This is a genomic window from Chitinophaga parva (assembly GCF_003071345.1).
In the GTDB taxonomy this organism is placed as follows: Bacteria; Bacteroidota; Bacteroidia; order Chitinophagales; family Chitinophagaceae; genus Chitinophaga; species Chitinophaga parva.
Window position 1 is genome coordinate 2,082,125 of the sequence record NZ_QCYK01000002.1, and the last position, 19,222, is coordinate 2,101,346.

Sequence of the window (19,222 nt, forward strand, 5' to 3'; positions counted from 1 at the left end):
TGGTTATGCGAAAGTGTTGGCGGCCAGGTTTGCTGCCTTGTCTACGGTGTCGTCCAGTTTTTCAGTGACAGGGCAGTGGCCGCTGATACCCCGGCACAGCAGGTAACCGCCTATGACCAGGCGGAACAGGCTACGGAACGGTTTATCTTCCAGTTGCACCAGCCCTTTGACGAGCATGGCCGCGCCCACGGATACGGACACGACGCGGCTGGTTTTGCCCAGGTTGGGCTCCTTTTCACGGGGTGGCAGGTCCCCGGCGGGAGATAATTGTCTGCTACAGCTGTGCCTGGTAATGATCATATGCTTTTATGGGATTCACTGCTAAAACCCTGCTGAAGCTGCGGAGCAGGCGTTTATAATGGTCAGTAGCGGGGTTTTAAGCTGAATGGCATTTGTCTACACATATTCGATTAGTGATATTTTAAAATTCGACTAATTGTAGAATGGGGATGGCAGTGGGGATGAGGCTCCCCGCAAAGACACAATTAGATATGGTATATATCTGCATATTTGGAAGGAATCCTGCCGGCGTACTCCTATATATAGCCCCGTAAACCGGTAGCTGCCGCATCGGCCCAAATATGGTGATGGCATAGTTCTTGGCGGTTTTTCTAATGTAAACGCGTTTTTCGAATACTACTGCAGCGAATGTTCACATTTTCCTTCGTAACCCAAAAAACTTAAACATCATGAATAACAGTAACGTAGGTACACAGCAGCACGCAAGTAAAACTTCTCACCGCGGCTTTGCAGCCATGGACCCTGAAAAGCAAAGGGCAATAGCTAGCAAAGGCGGCCAGGCTGCACATGCCAAAGGTACTGCGCACCAGTTCGACTCTGAAGAGGCCCGTGCCGCAGGACGTAAAGGCGGTATGGCCGTAAGCCGCGATTCCCGCCACATGGCGGAAATAGGCCGCAAAGGCGGGGAAGCCGCCCATCAGAACCGTAAGAAAAGACAAGCCCAACAGCATCAGTCAGACGATCAGCAATAAGCTTTTATTGGTCACTGCTCACGCTACCTTGCAAACTACTTGCAACGTAGCAGGGTAGTGACCAACTTATGCGCTGCTGATCACCTTACGGCTGCCTGCTGCCGCCGTGTTCTTGTCCTGACTATTCCAATGCCTCGCTTCGTGTAAGGTTGCGTAAAGGAGCCCTGGGTTCCGGCACGTGATGCCTTCGCAGGCGGGCTTTTTATTTAGGGACCATTTACTTCCTGTACGGGTGAGGCCACTACCTGTGGCCGGGTGCTTATGTGCGCTACTTAAACAGACTGCTCCTATTTACAGTAAAGCGGCCGTGTAACGGCTGGCTGACCACCGTTTCTCCAAGTGCTTGCCCCACCTGGCGGGTACAGCTGTGAAGTATTCTCCACAAAATTCTACAATTGAGGCCGCTGGGACACGGTGACCAGCGGGCCGGTCTACAGCTTGGCGCGCTCATACTGGACCGGCCATTGCACATGGGCGCCTAGTTGGTGGGCCGCACGCAGGGGAAAGTAGGGATCGCGCAGGAGCTCCCGGGCCATGATCACCAGGTCTGCCTGGCCTTCCTGCAAAATAGACTCTGCCTGTATGGCGTCCGTGATCATACCAACAGCGCCGGTGGGTATGCCTACTTTGCGCACGGCCTCCGCAAACGGTACCTGGTAGCCCGGGCCTACAGGGATCTTCACCTTGGGCAGGTTGCCACCGGAAGAGCAGTCCACCAGGTCTACCCCTTTGGTTTTGAGGATCGCCGCCAGGTTCACCGAATCATCAATGGTCCAGCCTCCCTCTGCCCAGTCTGTAGCGGAGATGCGCACAAACAAGGGATGGTCTGCCGGCCACACCGTACGCACAGCTGCCACTACTTCCAGCAGCAGGCGGATGCGGTTCTCAAAGCTGCCGCCATAATCATCCGTGCGCTCATTGCTGAAAGGGGAGAGGAACTCGTGTAGCAGGTAACCATGTGCCGCATGTATTTCAATTACCTGGAAACCTGCCTTCAGCGCGCGTGCTGCTGACAGCTTAAAGGCGTCGGTAACGCGGTCTATGCCTGCCAGGTCCAGCGCCACCGGTATGGGGTAATCCTCTTTAAAAGGCACTGCGCTCGGTGCATCCGGCGCCCAGCCACCTTCGCTTTCGGGTACTTTGCTGTTGCCTTCCCAGGGCCGCTGTGTACTGGCTTTGCGGCCGGCATGGGCCAGTTGTATACCGGCTGCCGCGCCCTGGGCCTTCACAAAATCCGTGATGCGTTTCAGGAATTCAATATGGTCATCCTTCCAGATCCCCAGGTCGTGGGAGGTGATGCGCCCTTCCGGCAGCACCGCCGCCGCTTCCGTGATCACCAGGCCCGCCCCGCCCACAGCGCGGCTGCCCAGGTGTACTAAATGCCAGTCGTTTGCAAATCCATCATAGCTGGAGTATTCGCACATGGGCGATACCACGATGCGGTTCTTCAAGGTCAGTGAACCCATAGTAAAGGGGGAAAAGAGAAGTGCCATGCTGTTGTTTTTGTGTTTGCTCCGCAAAAAGTGTACGAGGTATTAAATTGTACAGCGAACCGTGTACAATGTACAAAGTATAATGATCGCACAAAAAAATATACCACCGCACCCGATCAAACCGGGTTGCCGCTGGATTACATGATAATGTTACCTAATACATTGTGCGCTGTGCCTTGAACAAAAAATTATGCAACAACGTTTCATCATTATATAACGAGGTCTCCAAAACGAATCCTACCTTTGGTTTATGAAAAGCGCCCTGCTACTTTTATTCACCTTCTTTTACCTGGGTACGGCCAGCGGGGCCACCGTGCATTTGCACTATTGCATGGGAAAGCTGACCGGGTGGGATTTTTGTGAAGACCGTACCGGCAATACCTGTCCTAATTGTGGCATGCAAAAGAAAGCAGGCGGCGGGTGCTGCAAGGATGTTCCTGCCTGCACGGTGTCAGAAAAGCAAGCCCCTGCCACGGTGCACAGCCTGCCGGAGCTGCCTGGATTACTGCCTTTTATATTACCGTATAACCGTTACCGTTATACTCCCGCTGTAGCGGCAGTACCTGCTGCTGGCGGCTATTTGCCTGCACAGCGGCCACCGGGGCCGGATGTGCCGGTATTCCTCCGCAACTGCGTTTTCAGGATCTGATCTTTTTGTTGTATCACCCCGATCTGCCGGCAGGCATTATGCCTGGCTGGCGCATGATTTCATTTCATTACACAAAAGACCTGCAAATATGAAACGCAAGCTTGTACTATTATTTACCGCGCTGTTTTTTTCCGGCCTGGCGGCCAATGCACAACATGATATGCAACACATGCATATGGGAACAGATTCCATGCAGCATGCTACAGATACCGGCAAACCCGCCATGGACATGAATATGGACATGGGAGATATGTCCATGCCCATGGGCCACGCTTATTCCCTGCACCTGCCCATGAACCGCAATGGCTCGGGTACCGGCTGGCTGCCGGATGCATCGCCCATGTATGGTTATATGTTCATGTCTAAGAAGTGGATGTATATGCTGCACGGAAGCATCTATCCGCGGTACGGGCGCCAGGATGTAAGCCACCAGGGCGTAAGGGGCGGAGAGAAGTGGGATGCGCCCAACTGGTTTATGTTCATGGGCCAGACCAAAGTCGGGAAGAAAGGGCTGTTCAGCTTTAGCAGTATGTTCTCGCTGGATGCGCTCATAGGCGGCAACCATGGCTACCCATTACTGTTCCAGACGGGTGAAAGCTATAAGGGACAGCCCCTGGTAGACTATCAGCACCCGCACGACCTGTTCTCTGAACTGTCTGTTGCCTATACGTATTCCTTTAATGAAAAATCAGACCTCACCTTTTACTTCGGTTACCCCGGCGAGCCGGCCCTGGGCTCTGTAGCGTTCATGCATCGCCCCTCGGCGGCCTATGACCCGGATGCCCCACTGAGCCACCACTGGAATGATGGTACCCACATCACTTTCGGGGTGGCCACCATTGGCTACCGGTATGATAAATGGAAACTGGAAGTCTCCAGCTTCACGGGCCGCGAGCCGGATGAACACCGTTATAATTTTGACCGCATGCGCTTTGATTCGTACAGCGGCCGCCTGTCCTTTGCACCCAGCGAGAATTGGAGCCTGCAGGTATCGCATGGTTACATCAAAGGCCCCGAGGACCTGCACCCGGATGAGAACGTGCACCGCACCACGGCTTCCGCCATCTACAGCAAACCTTTGGGCGACACCCGCCAGCTGGATGTCACCGCCCTTTGGGGCCTGAATAAAGTAAAGGACCACGATGGAGAGAATGCCGCCCTGCTGGAAGCCGCCCTGCGCCTGCAAAAATGGGCGTTATACACCCGCTACGAGTTTGTGCAGAAAGATGTGGAAGAACTTAACCTGGAAGGTAGTTTCCCGCATGATGCCGTGTTTCCTGTAAACGCGCTCACCCTGGGCTTCAATCGTGATATACTTAACGTGGGCCATATGCGGGTAGCCGCGGGTGCCCAGGCCACCGGCTATGCGGCAGACAACCGGTTGAATAACCTGTACGGAAAAAATCCCTGGTCAGGAGAGGTGTTCCTGAGGATCTATCCGGGGAAGATGTAAGTTCAGTTTCCAGGAAGCAATTTCAACCTTCAGGAAAATCATAACATCAAATTTCAATTTCCAAAGTGATGCATACAACTGCTATTGCATCATCCCTGTAAACTAAAAGATCGCGTTCCAAGGCCCTGGCGGTGCACATAACCGTTGCCGGCCCACCAATAACAATATCCAATCCGCGCTACGCCTCCGCCAGACGTGTAGATGAGCAGGATTGGATATTGTCTTTTTATAGCTTGGTTGATGACCCGGTATATGGATGGATACTACGTCAGGCGCCCATTGCCATTTGATAGCTCTTCCTTTTAAAATCCCCCGGCGGGATGCCATTCCTCCTTTTGAAGGCCGCAATGAAGTTGCTCATATTCTTATAGCCGGCGCCGGCGGCAATGCGTTTAATGGGAAGGTCCGTTTCCCGCAGCAGGCGTTTGGCTTCTTCCATCCTGGCAACGGTCACAAACTCAAAGATAGTGGTGCCGAAAAGTTGTTTAAAACCACGTTTCAGTTTAAAATCGTTCATACCGATGCGGCGGGCCAGTTCCAGGGTGCTGATATGCTCATCCATATTTTCCAGCAGCAGGTTCCGGGCGCTGGCCAGCATTTCCTGGTCCCGTTTTTTGAGCACCATGAGCTGGCGGGGTGCTGCGTTTTCGGGGGTTTCATAGAGCGCCATCATTAGCAGTTCTACCACCTTGGCCTCCAGGAAATAGTCGCGGGCAGCGCCTTCAAAAGCGCAGTGGCGCAGGCTGCCAATGGTGCGCTGCATGTCCAGCGCAATGGTGCGGTGGCGGGCGTACAGGGGCTGCCAGCCGGGGAAGGATGTTTCCTGGAAGGCCTGCAATGAGGGAAAGTTGGCAGTGTACTGCGGCAGGTAGTGCCGGTCAAAGGCGATGGTGAGCAGGATGTGTTTGCCCCTGGGCAGCAGCAGGTGCCCGCTGCTGCGGTCCATGCGGAACAGGTTATAATGCACATGTTGCAGGTGCACATCCGGCCCCTGGTCCAGCCGGAACTCCAGCTTGCCTTTGAGGGCAAAAAGCATCACGGCGCATTGTTTACTGGCCTGGAAGGGCAGTTCCACCGGCTCATTGGCCAGCAGGTGGGTAAGGGTGATCTGGCTGTGCGGCAATTGGGAGGTCTGCATCAGGATAGTGAGGCCTGGTGCCTGTGCGGCGTTCAGCGTGGTGTGCGCAATACGGTACCGCTCACAATGGGCGGGTAGCAGGGTGTCGAACCGGATTCCCTGGCCCCCGTAGGTTAACGGCAATAGCATAGATTGATCGTTTTAATGGTGAATGGGGTCCTGCCAAATTACAGTACGCAACTGTACCTTCACTTCAGTATGCCAGCCGGCGCACCGCAACAGTGAGAATAGATAAAATGGATAAGGAGTGCTTAGCTTTAGATGGCGGCCTCATGCACATAAAGGCGACTTTTTTCGACATGGAGGCGTCATTTATGGAATATTTATCAACGGGTTTTGCACCATCTGGCACGGTAATCAGGGCTTATCCGTTAACTAATTGTAAAGGATTCCTGCCGGACTGATAGCGATGTCAGCCATAAATAATTCTCCATTTTAGTGCTTTAATGCAACGGAACGTGGTATTAAGACAACAATTTTAGGCTCTTTTGCAGCAAAGGGCCAGGCGGGCGGGTGCGGAGCCAGGGGGAAGTATAACAGAAATCGTTGCATTATGATTAATAAATATGTGATAAAAGTGCGTAAGTTTATTGTTAGGTCCGGCTAAACCTTGGTATAGTATTTGTTTAACGAGGATGCACAAGCAATAACAAATATTTAAAAAAAACGAATGAAAGTTAATTTTAAATTAACGATATTGCAAAGCACCATATCTCTTGAATAACTGGTACCATGTTTGTCTCTTTAAATCAACAAAACTGCCGGAGATCATTAGTTCGGCAGGAAACTAAAGCGAGCATTATTATCAGATTGTATTTATTATTAATTACTCAGACCGGAGCCAATTGAAGGATGAATGTATTGATAATTGTGACACAGCTTTTGACCAACACGTCTCCTCCGTGTTGTTTGCTACGCGACTGAAGAGCATCAATGACCATCGATCACTATGAAGCTACGTAGGACTGTCATTTACCGATTGATCTAACAGCTACACTTGTTCTATTTCCTTTCTCCTAGCCTTATGAAATGCTTCGTGCACATTACGGAGTAGGATTACCTTTTTTCTACCAGTTACACCTTCAACGTGCTACGTTGTAAGTGCCGCATTGCCTTGTCTTTTGCCTTCTGAAGATGACGGGTCCTTGTGTGCGCTACACCTGGCAACTATGCTTCTTTATATGACCAAGCCGATCGTTTTTAGAAACCGCATTTCCCCAGCCTGGATTATCCTGCTGCTGGATCTTGCCTGTGCCCTTTTTTCCGTATATGCCGCTTTCGCGCTCCGTCTCAATTTCGACTTTGATGCTTTTTTTAATTATCCATTGCTGCAGATCGGGGAGATTGTAGGCATCACTTCCTTTGTATTATTCCTCCTGTTCCGTACTTACACTGGTGTGGTACGTTATACCAGCATAACAGACATTGGCCGCATCACTACCGTGAACCTTATGGCCACGCTGTTCTATTTTTATATAGACTACTCCGGCCTGTTTAACCAGAGTGGCCGCGCATTTCCTATTTCTGTAGTGCTGATCAATTTCTTTATTGTCACCTTCCTCATGCTGACTTACCGCATGGCTGTAAAGCGCTTGTACTCCTTTATTATACAGTCTTCCAAGAACCAGACTACGCGCGCCGCCATCTATAATACCGGGCACTCCGGCCTGATGGTGAAGCAGGCCATCCAGGATGATGTGACCTCTGATATTAAAGTAGTGGCCTTCCTGGAAAGCGATACAACCCGTGTTGGTAAAAGCCTGTATGGATTGCCCATTTATGGTACCCGCCGCTTGCAGCTGGCCCGTATGGTAAAGCAGGAGAAGGTGAAGCTGCTCATCGTGGCGGAAGAACATATGGAGCCGGAAGCGCTGAACAAACTGGTGGATGATTGCCTGGCGCTGGACCTCAAGATCCAGAAAGTGCCGGCCGTATCTACCTGGGTGAACCAGGGCTGGAGCCCTCAACAGTTAGAAGACATTCGTATTGAAGACCTGCTGGAACGGTCTGTGATCGATATTAAAAACCAGGAACTGGCCCGTGAACTGAAAGGCAAGGGCGTGCTGGTAACCGGCGCGGCAGGTTCCATTGGGAGCGAGATAGCCCGCCAGTTGATGAAATACGACATTTCTGTGCTGATTCTTTGTGATAAGGCAGAAACACCGCTGCATGAACTGGAATTGGAAATTGCAGAAAGCAATCCGTCCATGCCGGTGATCACGTACATAGCTGATGTGTGCGACAGGATCCGCATCCAGCAGTTGTTTGAAGTGTATGAGCCCAAGGTGGTTTATCATGCCGCTGCTTACAAGCACGTGCCCATGATGGAAAAGCATCCGTCCATGGCAGTAATGAACAATGTGTTAGGTACACGCATTCTTGCGGAAACGGCCGTAGCCTATGAAGTGGAAAAATTTGTGATGGTCTCCACAGACAAAGCGGTGAACCCTACCAATGTGATGGGGGCTTCCAAGCGTATTGCGGAGATCTTCACCCAATCATACGACAGGCATTTACAGGACGTATACCGCAAGGGCGGACCGGTGTATGGTGCACCGCCTACGCGTTTCATCACCACCCGCTTCGGGAATGTACTGGGCTCCAATGGCTCTGTGATCCCGCGGTTTAAGAAACAGCTGGAAAGCGGCGGTCCGCTTACCGTTACACACCCCGATATTACCCGTTATTTTATGACCATCCCCGAAGCCTGCCGCCTGGTGCTGGAAGCTGGTGCCATGGGCAATGGGGGAGAGATCTTCGTGTTTGATATGGGACAGCCCGTGAAGGTGCTGGACCTTGCAAAGAAGATGATCCGGATGTCTGGCCGCCAGTTAGGGCGCGATGTGAAGATCATTTTTACGGGGCTGAGACCGGGCGAAAAACTGTATGAAGAATTGTTGAATAATGCAGAGAATACACTGCCTACATACCATGAAAAAATAATGATAGCAACCGTACGGGAATATGACTTTGGCGAAGTGTCTGAGCAGATCAATGAACTGATAGAATGCGCCAGCAAACATTACGTAATGCCCACTGTGGCGCGCATGAAGCAGCTGGTGCCGGAGTTCCTGAGCAAGAACTCCGCGTATGAACAACTGGACCAGAACAAAAACGATAAGATCGCTTTATAATTACGCCAGAAGCAGGCTGCATGGCATGTATTTTGCCAGGGCAGCAACGAGCTAAAACTATTATCAAGTTTATGAAATTTTTCAGTTGGGGAACGCACGCTTTTGCCAAAGCGAAAGGTGTAGTATTTATCCGTACCACTATTATTATCGCAGTTGTTTTTTCAATGGTGGCTTGCAGCTCCGCTAAAAGAATGGGATATTTCCAGGATGTACCGGATTCGTTAACCAGTAAAGCAGTAGCACAAGCAGTATATAAAAGCCCTACGGTACAGGTAGATGACATTTTGCAGATAACCGTACAGACGCTGGACCCTGGCGCTACCATGGCGATCAATCAGCCTAATAGCGCATCTTGGCCACTGGCTGGTTCCGGTGCGGCATCCGGCACTCCCGGTGGCGGCACAGGTGCGGCAGTAGTACCTAATACCGGCAGCGCAGTAAGTGGCTTCCTGGTAGACCATGACGGCAATATTGAATTGCCCCTGGTTGGTAAGGTGCAGGTGAAAGACAAGACCACTGACGAAGTGCGGGAACTGGTACGCCAGAAGGCCGCACAATTCTATAAAGACCCGGTAGTGAACGTGAGACTGGCCAATTTTAAGATCACTGTTCTTGGTGAAGTGAATCGCCCCTCTACTTACATTATGCCCTCCGAAAAAGTAACCCTGCTGGATGCCCTGGGCATGGCGGGGGATATGACCATTTACGGCCGTCGCGAAAACGTGATGGTGATCCGCGAGGAAAATGGCCAGAAACAATTTGCACGCTTCGACCTGAATAACAGTAACCTGTTCACTTCCCCTTTTTATTACCTGAAACAGGGAGACGTTGTGTATGTAGAACCGAACAAGCAGAAGGTGACCGGCACCGATGTTTCTGCGGTTAGAAGGATCTCGATCATCACCGCGGTAACTACGCTGGCGATCGTATTGTTGACAAGGATTAAATAGGAAGTAGAAAGTTAAAAGTTATTTTATGCAGGAGAATAATTATATAAACGGTACCCCCGTGAATGGCGCAACGCACCACGTTGGCACCTCCGCGGATAGCAGCACGGACTTCCAGCAGTTGTTTGATAAGTTTACCAGGAACTGGTATTGGTTCCTGTTGTCTGTGATCGTGTGTATGGCCGGCACGTGGGCTTACCTGCGTTATGTAACCCCGGACTATAAGATCAATGCAAAGATCCTGGTAGAAGACCAGCAGAAGGGTGGTGATATACCCGGTAAAGATGTGCTGGACGAGCTGGATCTTTTCAATAGCAAGAGCAACGTGGAGAATGAGCTGGAGATCGTGAAATCACGTACCCTCATGGAAAATGTGGTGCGCAAACTGCAGCTGAACGTAGCCTACTTTGCGGAGGGCCGCATCAAGAAAACGGAGGAATGGGGCGCCCTGCCTTTCACCTTTCACTGGATCTACCTCAAAGACACCCTGAACGATGTGCAATATACCGTGCAGCAAACTGCAGACGGTAAGCAATTTCACCTGGAGAATAAAAAAGCCGGGGTTGATAAAACTGCCCATTGGGGAGATACCCTGCATGTACAGGAAGGCATCCTGCAGGTGATGCGCAATGAACTGGTAAATATGGCCAATTCAGATTACACGGTGTCCGTAACCTCCATCGATAAAGCCACCGCGAATTACCAGGCCGCCCTGGAGGCGGCCATCCCCAACAAGGATGTGAGCGTGATCAATCTTTCCCTCATTTCTTCCATTCCCCGTAAAGGTGAGCAGATCGTGAACGCGCTGCTGGACACCTATCAGCAGGCCAGCATTGACGACAAGAACCGCATCGCTGACAGTACGATCGCCTTTATCGATAACCGCCTGCAGCTGGTAAGCCAGGAACTGAGCGGGGTAGAGAAGGATATCCAGAACTTTAAGCAGCAGAACGAGGTAGCCGACCTCCAGGCCCAGTCAAAGGCCCTGGTGGAAGGTACCACAGACTTTGCCAAGCAGCTTACGGACCAGCAGGTGCGTAAAAGCGTGGTGGAGTCGCTGCAGCAATACCTGGCAGATGAAACGAATAACAAACGCGTGATGCCCTCTTCTCTCATTGTGCAGGACCCCGGCTTCATGGCGTTGGTACAGAAGTACAATACCCTGGAAATGGAGCGGGAACGCCAGATGATGTCCAGCACGGAGCATAATCCCGTAGTGCGCAATATTGACGAGCAACTGGCGGGCCTCCGTACAGACCTGCAGAGCAACCTGGCCTCGCTGAACAGGGGCATTGATGTAAGCATTGCAGAGCTGCAGCGCCAGGCCGGTATGCTTACGGATAAGATCCACCAGGTGCCAGGCAAGGAGCGCATTTACCTTGACTTCTCCCGCCAGCAGGAAGTGAAGCAGGAGTTGTACCTGTTCCTGCTGAAAAAGCGCGAAGAATCCGCCATATCCAAAACTTCAAATATTGCTATTGCCCGCATCGTAGATGCCGGTAAGAGCGAACCATTGCCCTTTAAGCCCAAACGCCCGCTGGTGTATGCCCTGGGCCTGCTCATAGGCCTGGGCCTTCCCATGGGTTGGCTGTATTTCAGGGATCTTTTGAACAAACGCATCAACCAACGTACGGACATAACCAGTATCTTACCGGTGCCGATCATTGCCGAAATAGGGCATAGCCCGCGTGAGGCCATCCTCACGGTAGGCAAAAATACCCATACCTCCCTGGCAGAGCAGTTCCGCGCCATGCGTACCAACCTGCAATTTGTCTTGGCTGGCAGCGGTAAAAAGGTAATTTTGCTGACCTCCAGCATGAGCGGCGAGGGCAAGTCCTTCATCGCCATGAACCTGTCCACCATCATCGCCATGTCTGGCAAAAAAGTGGTGCTCGTGGAAATGGACCTGCGCAAGCCCAAAATATCCGAAAGGCTGGGCCTTGCCAATCATGTCGGTTTCAGTAGCTATGTAATTGGCCAGACACCATTAAATGAGTTATTAAAGCCGTCCGGCCAACATGAGAATTTCTGGGTGATCCCTTCCGGTCCTATCCCTCCCAACCCGGCAGAGCTACTGCTGATGGAGAAGACCGAGGCGCTCTTTGCTTACCTGCGTGCGGAATTTGACTACGTGATCATAGATAGTGCTCCTATAGGCCTGGTGACAGATGCCCAACTGCTGGGCCGCTACGCGGATGCATCCCTGTACGTAGTAAGACTTGGGCACACGTTCAAGCATCAGCTGTTGTTCTGCAAAGACCTGTACCTGCAGCGTAAGCTGGGAAACATGGGCCTTATTGTGAACGATGTAAAAGCTGGCAGTGGCTACAGCTATGGTTATGGTTACGGTTATGGTTATGGCGATGCATATGGTTATCAGGAAACAAACAAGGGGATTTTCAAACGGTTTAAAAAAACAACTAGCTCCAGATAACATCTATCAATAGAAAACTTTCGAAAAAATATATGAGCCAGGTTCTTAAAGACAAGGTCGAAAACGCCAAGATTGCTATTATCGGTTTAGGTTATGTGGGACTACCACTTGCCATTGAATTCGGAAAAAAGTACGACACCCTCGGGTTTGACATCAACAAGGAACGTATAGAAGAACTGAGTGCTGGTAAAGACCGCACCCAGGAAGCCGACCTGGAAGCGCTGAATGAGGCCATTGCCAAAGGAAAAGATAAGAAATCAGAAACCGGACTGCGTTTTTCTTTCAACAAAGAAGACCTCCGGGCCTACAACATTTTTATCGTAACCGTGCCCACGCCCATTGACCAGTTCAAAGCGCCGGACCTGCGCCCGCTTATCAAGGCATCTGAAATGCTGGGCAGCATCCTGAAAAAGGGTGATACCGTGATCTATGAGTCTACCGTATACCCAGGCTGCACCGAAGAAGACTGCGTGCCGGTATTGGAAAAAGTGTCCGGTCTGAAATTTAACAAGGATTTCTTTGCCGGCTATTCCCCGGAACGCATCAACCCCGGTGATAAGGTGAACACGCTGACCAAGATCAAAAAAGTGACCAGCGGATCTACCCCGGAAGTGGCGGAGCGCGTGGATAATCTTTATGGCTCTATCATTGAAGCGGGTACCCACAAGGCGTCCAATATTAAGGTGGCGGAGGCTTCCAAGGCTATTGAAAATGCGCAGCGCGATGTGAACATCAGTTTTGTGAATGAACTGGCCCTGATCTTTGACCGCATTGGCATTGATACCAACGACGTGATAGAAGCAGCGGGTACCAAGTGGAACTTCCTGAAATACAAACCCGGGTTGGTAGGTGGCCACTGCATTGGCGTGGATCCTTACTACCTGGCACATAAAGCACAGTCACTGGGCTATCATCCGCAGGTGATCCTTTCCGGCCGCCGGGTGAATGATATGATGGGCCAGTTTGTGGCGAACAAGGTAGTAAAACTGATGATTGAAAAGGACCACAAGATCAAAGGTGCCAAAGCCCTGATCCTGGGGATCACTTTCAAGGAAAACTGCCCCGACGTGCGCAATACCCGCGTGGTAGACATTTACCATGAGTTGGAGAACTTTGGCCTGGATGTAGACATTTATGATCCGTGGGCAGATGTGCAGGAAGTGAAAGAAGAATACGGTGTGGATATCCATAAAACACTGGACAAGAACGTGGTATATGATGCTATTATCATCGCCGTATCCCACCGCGAATTTGCCGACTTCGACTATCTGAAATTCAAACGTAACAACGCCGTGATCTTTGATACGAAGGCGCTGATAGACCGGAACCTGGTAGATGCCAGGCTCTAAAAATGTGAAACGGAAACATGAAACTCGTGATAGGCGATAGAGCCAAAGTGATTCTCAAAGGGACGCTTACGTCTGTAATACCCAGGGGATTGGGGTACTTGTATACAATACTCATTATTCCCCTGGTATTGAAGGCCCACGGCGAAATAGCCCTGGGTCTGTGGCTCACCGTGGTGTCAGTGATTGAGATCCTCAATTTTGCAGATTTCGGGATCACGAATAACCTGATCAACATGGTAGCCAAAACCTACCTGGAGAAGGATGTGGAAACGGAAAGAAAGATCGTATCCTCTTCCTTCGTGATGATCATTGTCATTGCCTGCGTTATTTGCGGCATGTACCTGGCCACCAAGGATCATGTGGACTGGGCACACCTGCTCAAGGTGGACGACCAGCACCTCATTGGCGAGGCAAAGCGGTCGCTCACTATCGTGGTGCTTTACTTTGTAATAAACTTTCCGCTGGTGATCTTCCAGAAAATACGTTATGCTATACAGGAACGGCACTTTCTGAATTACTATGAGGCCAGCGGCAAAATAGTGACCATCCTGCTGGTATTACTGGGCATTTACCTGCATTTTTCCCTGTCGCAGCTCATTCTCATGTATGTGCTGGGGCCTGTGAGCGGGCAGTTGATCAATACCATAACGCTTATGATCAACAAACCCCAGTTTGTACCCAGCCTGGCTTTGTTTAACAAAGGCACCGTGAAGGAGATCTTTGGTACCAGCGTTTATTTTTTTGTGATCAACCTGGCTTACCTTTTTTATTCATCGTTTGATAACATCCTCATTACAAATGCTATCAACCCGAGTGCGGTGGCGGGCTTTGCCACGGTAAAGCGGGTGTACGACCTTTTCCCGATGATGGTGGCCCTGGCCACACCCAGTTTCTGGGTGACCAACCGGGAAGCCTTTCTGAGAAGAGACATGCGCTGGCTGAATAATTTCTTTACAAAAGGCATCTTGATGAATGGTGCGGCTCTGCTGGCTTTGGTGGTGCTTTCGCTCATTGTTAATGCGCATTTCTTTAAATGGTTCACGCATGGCAGCGTGGAGAACATGACCCAGCTGCTGATCACCGTGGTAGCGGTGAATGCCGTGATCATCATCAACTACAATTTTTACAGCGCCTTTTTCATCGCTATTGATGAGATCAAGCGGTTTACCTGGTTCTTTGGGGTGTTTGCCGTATTGAGCTTTGGGATGAAAGTGTTGCTGCTGCCCCGGATAGGCGTTACCTACACCTATATGTGCAACGCCGGTCTTTACTTCGTTACTTTCTTTTTGCCTTGCTATTTGTACCTGCGTAAAAAAGTAGTGTTATTATGAAGTATGCACTGATCACCGGATTTATAAAGCGCCTGCCCGACTCCCGTTTTTTTGGGCTGAAGGCAAAGCTATGGCGCAGTGCAGGGCAGGATGTGCATCCAAGCTGCCGCCTTTTTTCCACCGTGCGTATTTCACAGGCCATCCGTCTCAGCGTAGGCGAAGATACTTTTATCGGGCACGATACCGTAATACTGGGCGGCCGCTCGTTTGTGCGAATTGGTGCCCGCTGTGATATTTCCAGCCGGGTAAATATCATCACCGGCACGCATGAGCTGGACCCTGCAGGCCCGCGCATGGCAGGCCGGCCCCAATCACTGGATATTACCATCGGCAATGGGGTTTGGATAGGCGTAGGCGCCACCATCCTGGGGGGTGTTACGATCGGTGATATGGCCATGATAGCCGCCGGCAGTGTGGTGAGCAAAAATGTACCGCCTTACACCATTGTGGGTGGTGTGCCGGCAAAACCCATCCGAAGCTTTGATCCGGAAACCGGGAGCTGGATAAAGGATGCGGCAATATTTAAAACATTATAACAATCATTTCAGGAGAAAAATATGTTACAAAGCTTACGGAATAGCGAACTGAAATTCACGAAGGAATTCGCGAAGTTCTTCGGCCTGGTATTGGCGGTCCTGCTGGCCGGGGAAGCCGGCGCTGCTGTACTGTGCGTTCTTTGTATTTATTGGGCTGCCAAGGATGTGGACAAGGGCATTAAGGCACTTACGGTGAGCTTCCTGATCTTTGCGGTAAACCCGGTATTGTTCCACGCGCCTTTGTCGACGGTGATCTCGCTCCTGCGCATAGTGCTCATCTTTGTGTTTGCTGGCAAGGTGATCACCAGTAACCGGGCAGGCATGCCGGTGTATTATAAAGCACTGCTGGGCTTTTTGCTGGTAGTTACACTGATCACTTTTTACAGCAGCTATGAAAGCATGGTGTCTATAAGTAAGCTGTTCCAGTTTGGGCTGGCAGCTTCCAGTATCCTGCTGGGCTTTGCTAATTCACGCAAAACCGTTGATTATTGGATCAACTGGTTTTATACTTTGTTTGTATTGGTAGTATTGCTTTCCTTGCCATTCCTGGCCATCCCTTCTGTGGGTTTTGCCCGCAATGGCACCGGCTTCCAGGGTATCCTCAACCATCCGCAGGCATATGCGGTATTCCTTTCACCTTACATAGCCCTGCTACTGGCGGAGGTTGTGTTCCTTCAGCGGCATAACCGTTTCAACATACTGATGTTATTACTAGGTGCAGGGTCGCTTGTGCTAACGCAGGGGCGTACAGGGCTGGCGGCTATCGTAGTGGCAGCAGGGCTGTTGATCATATTTGCATTATTCTTCCACCGTTCTTTACTGAAACAGTTTGGCACCCCGTTCAGGAAACTTGGCGGCATGGTGGCGATACTGGCTATTGCGGTGCTGGTGATCTTTAAGTATGATGATATCCAGTCTTCTGTTTATAAATTCTTACTGAAACGTGATACGGTGGCCGACCTCAAAGGTTCGTATAATATGTCGCGTGGCCAGAAGCTGGGTGACCAGGAGCGCAATATCGCCGCCCACCCGGTGTTCGGTATTGGCTTTGGCTTGCCATCAAATCGTGGTGACCTGGAAGTACAGCGCGATCCCATATTTGATTTGCCGGTGGGTGCTACTGTGGAAAAAGGGTTGTTATTTATCTCCGTTTTTGAAGAGATCGGGTATATAGGTGCATTTTTCTTTTACCTGTTCCTGTTCATTCTGTTCCGGCAGTTCATCCGTGCTCGCAGTATCGCGTTGCCTTGGCTGGTACTGGCGGCTTTTGCCACAAACGTGGGGGAAGCTACGTTATTTTCATTCGGGGGAATGGGGCTATTCATCTGGCTGCTGTTTGGTATAGGGGTTATGAAACCTGCCCCTGAAGTTGTACCGGCGGCACCTTCGCCACAGCCTGTTTTCCCGCCTTCTATTTTTGATAATCTGGCTCTTAGTAAGTCATAACGCATTGTAACATGCAAGTTGTTTTTTGGCAGGGCATCGTAAGCCCTCACCAATCTGCATTTCTCACGGCACTGGCAAAGGAAAGTGGCTGGCAGATCGTTCTCATGGCAGATAAAGCGATGAGCGATGAGCGTGCGCGCATGGGCTGGCAGTTGCCGGACATGCAAGGGGTTGCCGTGATCACAGGACCATCTGAAGTGCAGGTGCAGCAGCAGTTTGCTGATGCACAGACCGTACACATATTCAGTGGTATCAACTATTCACCGGTGTCTTCAAAGGCGCTGCAACTGGCGGTGCGCAGGAAAGCGCGCATTGGGATCATGGCGGAGCCCTATGACTGGCTTGGCTGGCGTGGACAGTTACGGCATCTGCGCGGTGTCTGGCAGCGCATGCGCTACAATGCGCACGTGAGCTTTATACTTGCGATCGGTAATAAAGGCTACGAATTGTTCCATAAGGCAGCATGGCCAGATCATAAGATCTTTGAATGGGGATATTTTATAGTGCCGGTGGAAGCTGCGGTGCAAGTGGAGATGCCGCCGTTCCGTATCCTGTTCACGGGTTCCCTGATCACACGTAAAGGCGTGGACCTGCTGATACATGCACTGGGCCGTTTAAAAAATCAGCACTTTGAACTGGATATAGTAGGGCAGGGACCTGTAAAACCGCTGCTGGAGCAGTTGGTGGAGCAATACCAGTTGCAGGACCGGGTGCGCTTCTATGATTTCATGGATAACCAGGAGGCGCAACAATTCCTGGCATCGCACGACCTGTTTGTGCTGCCCAGCCGCCGTGACGGGTGGGGGGCCGTAGTGAATGAAGCACTGATGCAGGGCACACCGGTGATCTGCAGTAACCATTGCGGCGCATCGGTGTTAATTAATAATAGCAATGGTGCTGTATTTCAAAGCGAAAACATAGAGGAGCTGGCGGCACTGATCGCCATGCAGATAGATAAAGGAAAGATAGATATGGCACGCAGGAATGCATTGCGCTCCTGGGCCGGTCGTATCTCCGGAACCGCTGCTGCACAGTATTTCAGGGAATTGATAGCTCACGTTACCAACGGTGGAAAACAACCGGTGGCGCCGTGGAAACAGTAAGGTAACATAGGAGAGGACACCTCCGGGCTACATTGGTATGAATGTTGTTTTTGGTGCAATGTCCCCGCCATTTCTAGGAAAGCCAACATATAATGAGAATCATTTTAACGAACGGATCATTTTACCCTGCACAAACAGGGGGGCCCAGTAACACGCTTTACTGGCATGCAAAAGCTTTGCAGCAGCGCAGCCAGGAAGTAGTGGTGCTGACTACACAGGAAGGCATTGACCATAGCAAGCACAACATCGCAGTAAACAAATGGGCCGACTATGGTTTCGGCAAAATAAAATATTGCAGCAATCATGTAAGTGCGTTGTGGAGCACCCTGCGCCAGTTACAGAAGGATGATATCCTGCACTTATCCAGCCTTTTTTATTACCCTGCATTCCTGGCAGCCATGTATTGTTATGTGAAAGGCCAACGCTGGATCTGGTCACCAAGAGGGGAGTGTGCAACGGCTGCATTACAATACTCCGCCTGGAAGAAAAAACCTATCCTGAAGCTCCTTCGAAAGATCAGTCACAAGGCCATTTTCCATGCCACCTCACCGAAGGAAACCGCCGAGATCCGGAGCGTATTTGGAAATAATACACAGGTAATAGAGTTCCCGAACTATTGTTACCTGGAAGACCGTATAGCCGTTCCCGTTACAAAGCAGTTGTTGTTCGTGGGCCGTATTCACCCTATTAAGGCTATCGAGAATCTCATAGAAGCAGTAAGTCTTTCCAAAGCATTTCTGCACAAGGGATACACTTTGAAGATCGTCGGCAAGCATGACGGGCAGCAGGAATATTTTGACCAGCTGCAACAGCTGGTCAAAGGCCTAGGGCTGGAGGAACGCGTGATCTTTGCAGGCCACCTGGCAGGCGCCGCCAAGCTAAAGGCTTATGCAGAGTCTTATGTGCTGGTGCTGCCTTCCCATACGGAAAACTTCGGCAACGTAGTGATAGAGGCCCTGAACCAGGGCACGCCCGTTATTGCATCCCTGAATACACCCTGGGAACTGCTGCCGGAATACAATGCCGGCATGCATGTGCCCAACGCCCCGGCAAGCCTGGCACAAGCCATTGATGCACTGCTGGAACTGGACGAGGTGCAGTATGAGGAAATGCGCAGCAACGCCTTCCGTCTTTGTGAAGAACAATTCTCCATAGAGAAGAACATTGATAAGTGGATCAGGATCTACGATAACGTACAACATTATTCTTAAAAATTT

14 protein-coding genes and 1 pseudogene are annotated in these 19,222 nt (G+C 50.8%); 12 read left to right on the forward strand and 3 right to left on the reverse strand.

The features are described from left to right. Positions 1-3: 3 nt before the first annotated feature. Positions 4-300, reverse strand: a complete 297-nt coding sequence (locus DCC81_RS18600) for a YgaP family membrane protein (protein WP_108688073.1) — start codon at positions 298-300, stop codon at positions 4-6. 389 nt (positions 301-689) lie between these two features. Between DCC81_RS18600 and DCC81_RS18605 the strand changes: the two genes are divergently transcribed. Continuing rightward, entirely contained in the window at positions 690-992 is a 303-nt protein-coding gene (locus DCC81_RS18605) for a KGG domain-containing protein (RefSeq protein ID WP_108688074.1), read from the forward strand. A 431-nt stretch (positions 993-1,423) separates the two neighbouring features. Here the strand turns inward: DCC81_RS18605 and namA are convergent, their stop codons facing one another. Continuing rightward, on the reverse strand, positions 1,424-2,485 hold the full coding sequence (gene namA, locus DCC81_RS18610) for an NADPH dehydrogenase NamA (protein WP_108688075.1): 1,062 nt from the start codon (positions 2,483-2,485) through the stop codon (positions 1,424-1,426). A gap of 250 nt (positions 2,486-2,735) precedes the next feature. On the opposite strand from namA, the gene DCC81_RS18615 reads away from it, so the two are divergent. Both DCC81_RS18615 and DCC81_RS18620 read left to right on the forward strand, forming a co-directional pair. Further along, positions 2,736-3,134 carry a hypothetical protein gene (locus DCC81_RS18615; RefSeq protein WP_108688076.1) on the forward strand — a complete coding sequence of 133 codons (399 nt, stop codon included), beginning with the start codon at positions 2,736-2,738 and terminating at the stop codon, positions 3,132-3,134. A gap of 88 nt (positions 3,135-3,222) precedes the next feature. After that, entirely contained in the window at positions 3,223-4,587 is a 1,365-nt protein-coding gene (locus DCC81_RS18620) for a hypothetical protein (RefSeq protein ID WP_108688077.1), read from the forward strand. A 268-nt stretch (positions 4,588-4,855) separates the two neighbouring features. On the opposite strand, the gene DCC81_RS18625 is transcribed toward DCC81_RS18620, so the two are convergent. Further along, positions 4,856-5,854, reverse strand: a complete 999-nt coding sequence (locus DCC81_RS18625) for a helix-turn-helix domain-containing protein (RefSeq protein ID WP_108688078.1) — start codon at positions 5,852-5,854, stop codon at positions 4,856-4,858. 1,052 nt (positions 5,855-6,906) lie between these two features. On the opposite strand from DCC81_RS18625, the gene DCC81_RS18630 reads away from it, so the two are divergent. The 9 genes and pseudogenes from DCC81_RS18630 to DCC81_RS18670 all read left to right on the forward strand — a co-directional run bounded on the left by DCC81_RS18630 (position 6,907) and on the right by DCC81_RS18670 (position 19,216). Then, positions 6,907-8,859 carry a polysaccharide biosynthesis protein gene (locus DCC81_RS18630; protein WP_108688079.1) on the forward strand — a complete coding sequence of 651 codons (1,953 nt, stop codon included), beginning with the start codon at positions 6,907-6,909 and terminating at the stop codon, positions 8,857-8,859. A 71-nt stretch (positions 8,860-8,930) separates the two neighbouring features. Then, entirely contained in the window at positions 8,931-9,809 is an 879-nt protein-coding gene (locus tag DCC81_RS18635) for a polysaccharide biosynthesis/export family protein (protein ID WP_108688080.1), read from the forward strand. A gap of 25 nt (positions 9,810-9,834) precedes the next feature. Further along, on the forward strand, positions 9,835-12,240 hold the full coding sequence (locus DCC81_RS18640) for a GumC family protein (RefSeq protein ID WP_108688081.1): 2,406 nt from the start codon (positions 9,835-9,837) through the stop codon (positions 12,238-12,240). A 32-nt stretch (positions 12,241-12,272) separates the two neighbouring features. Continuing rightward, complete coding sequence (locus tag DCC81_RS18645) at positions 12,273-13,589, forward strand: nucleotide sugar dehydrogenase (protein WP_108688082.1); 1,317 nt, start codon at positions 12,273-12,275, stop codon at positions 13,587-13,589. A gap of 17 nt (positions 13,590-13,606) precedes the next feature. Beyond that, positions 13,607-14,920, forward strand: a complete 1,314-nt coding sequence (locus tag DCC81_RS18650) for a lipopolysaccharide biosynthesis protein (protein WP_108688083.1) — start codon at positions 13,607-13,609, stop codon at positions 14,918-14,920. Between the two features lie 311 nt (positions 14,921-15,231). Then, positions 15,232-15,396: pseudogene (locus tag DCC81_RS26100) on the forward strand (DapH/DapD/GlmU-related protein); the annotation flags it as partial. 81 nt (positions 15,397-15,477) lie between these two features. Continuing rightward, complete coding sequence (locus DCC81_RS18660; protein ID WP_108688085.1) at positions 15,478-16,902, forward strand: O-antigen ligase family protein; 1,425 nt, start codon at positions 15,478-15,480, stop codon at positions 16,900-16,902. Positions 16,903-16,913: 11 nt separating this feature from the next. Continuing rightward, positions 16,914-18,005 (forward strand): glycosyltransferase, encoded by a 1,092-nt coding sequence (locus tag DCC81_RS18665; protein ID WP_108688086.1) that lies wholly within the window; start codon positions 16,914-16,916, stop codon positions 18,003-18,005. Positions 18,006-18,097: 92 nt separating this feature from the next. Beyond that, a complete protein-coding gene (locus tag DCC81_RS18670; RefSeq protein ID WP_108688087.1) occupies positions 18,098-19,216 on the forward strand; it encodes a glycosyltransferase family 4 protein in 1,119 nt (372 codons plus the stop codon). Positions 19,217-19,222 lie beyond the last annotated feature (6 nt).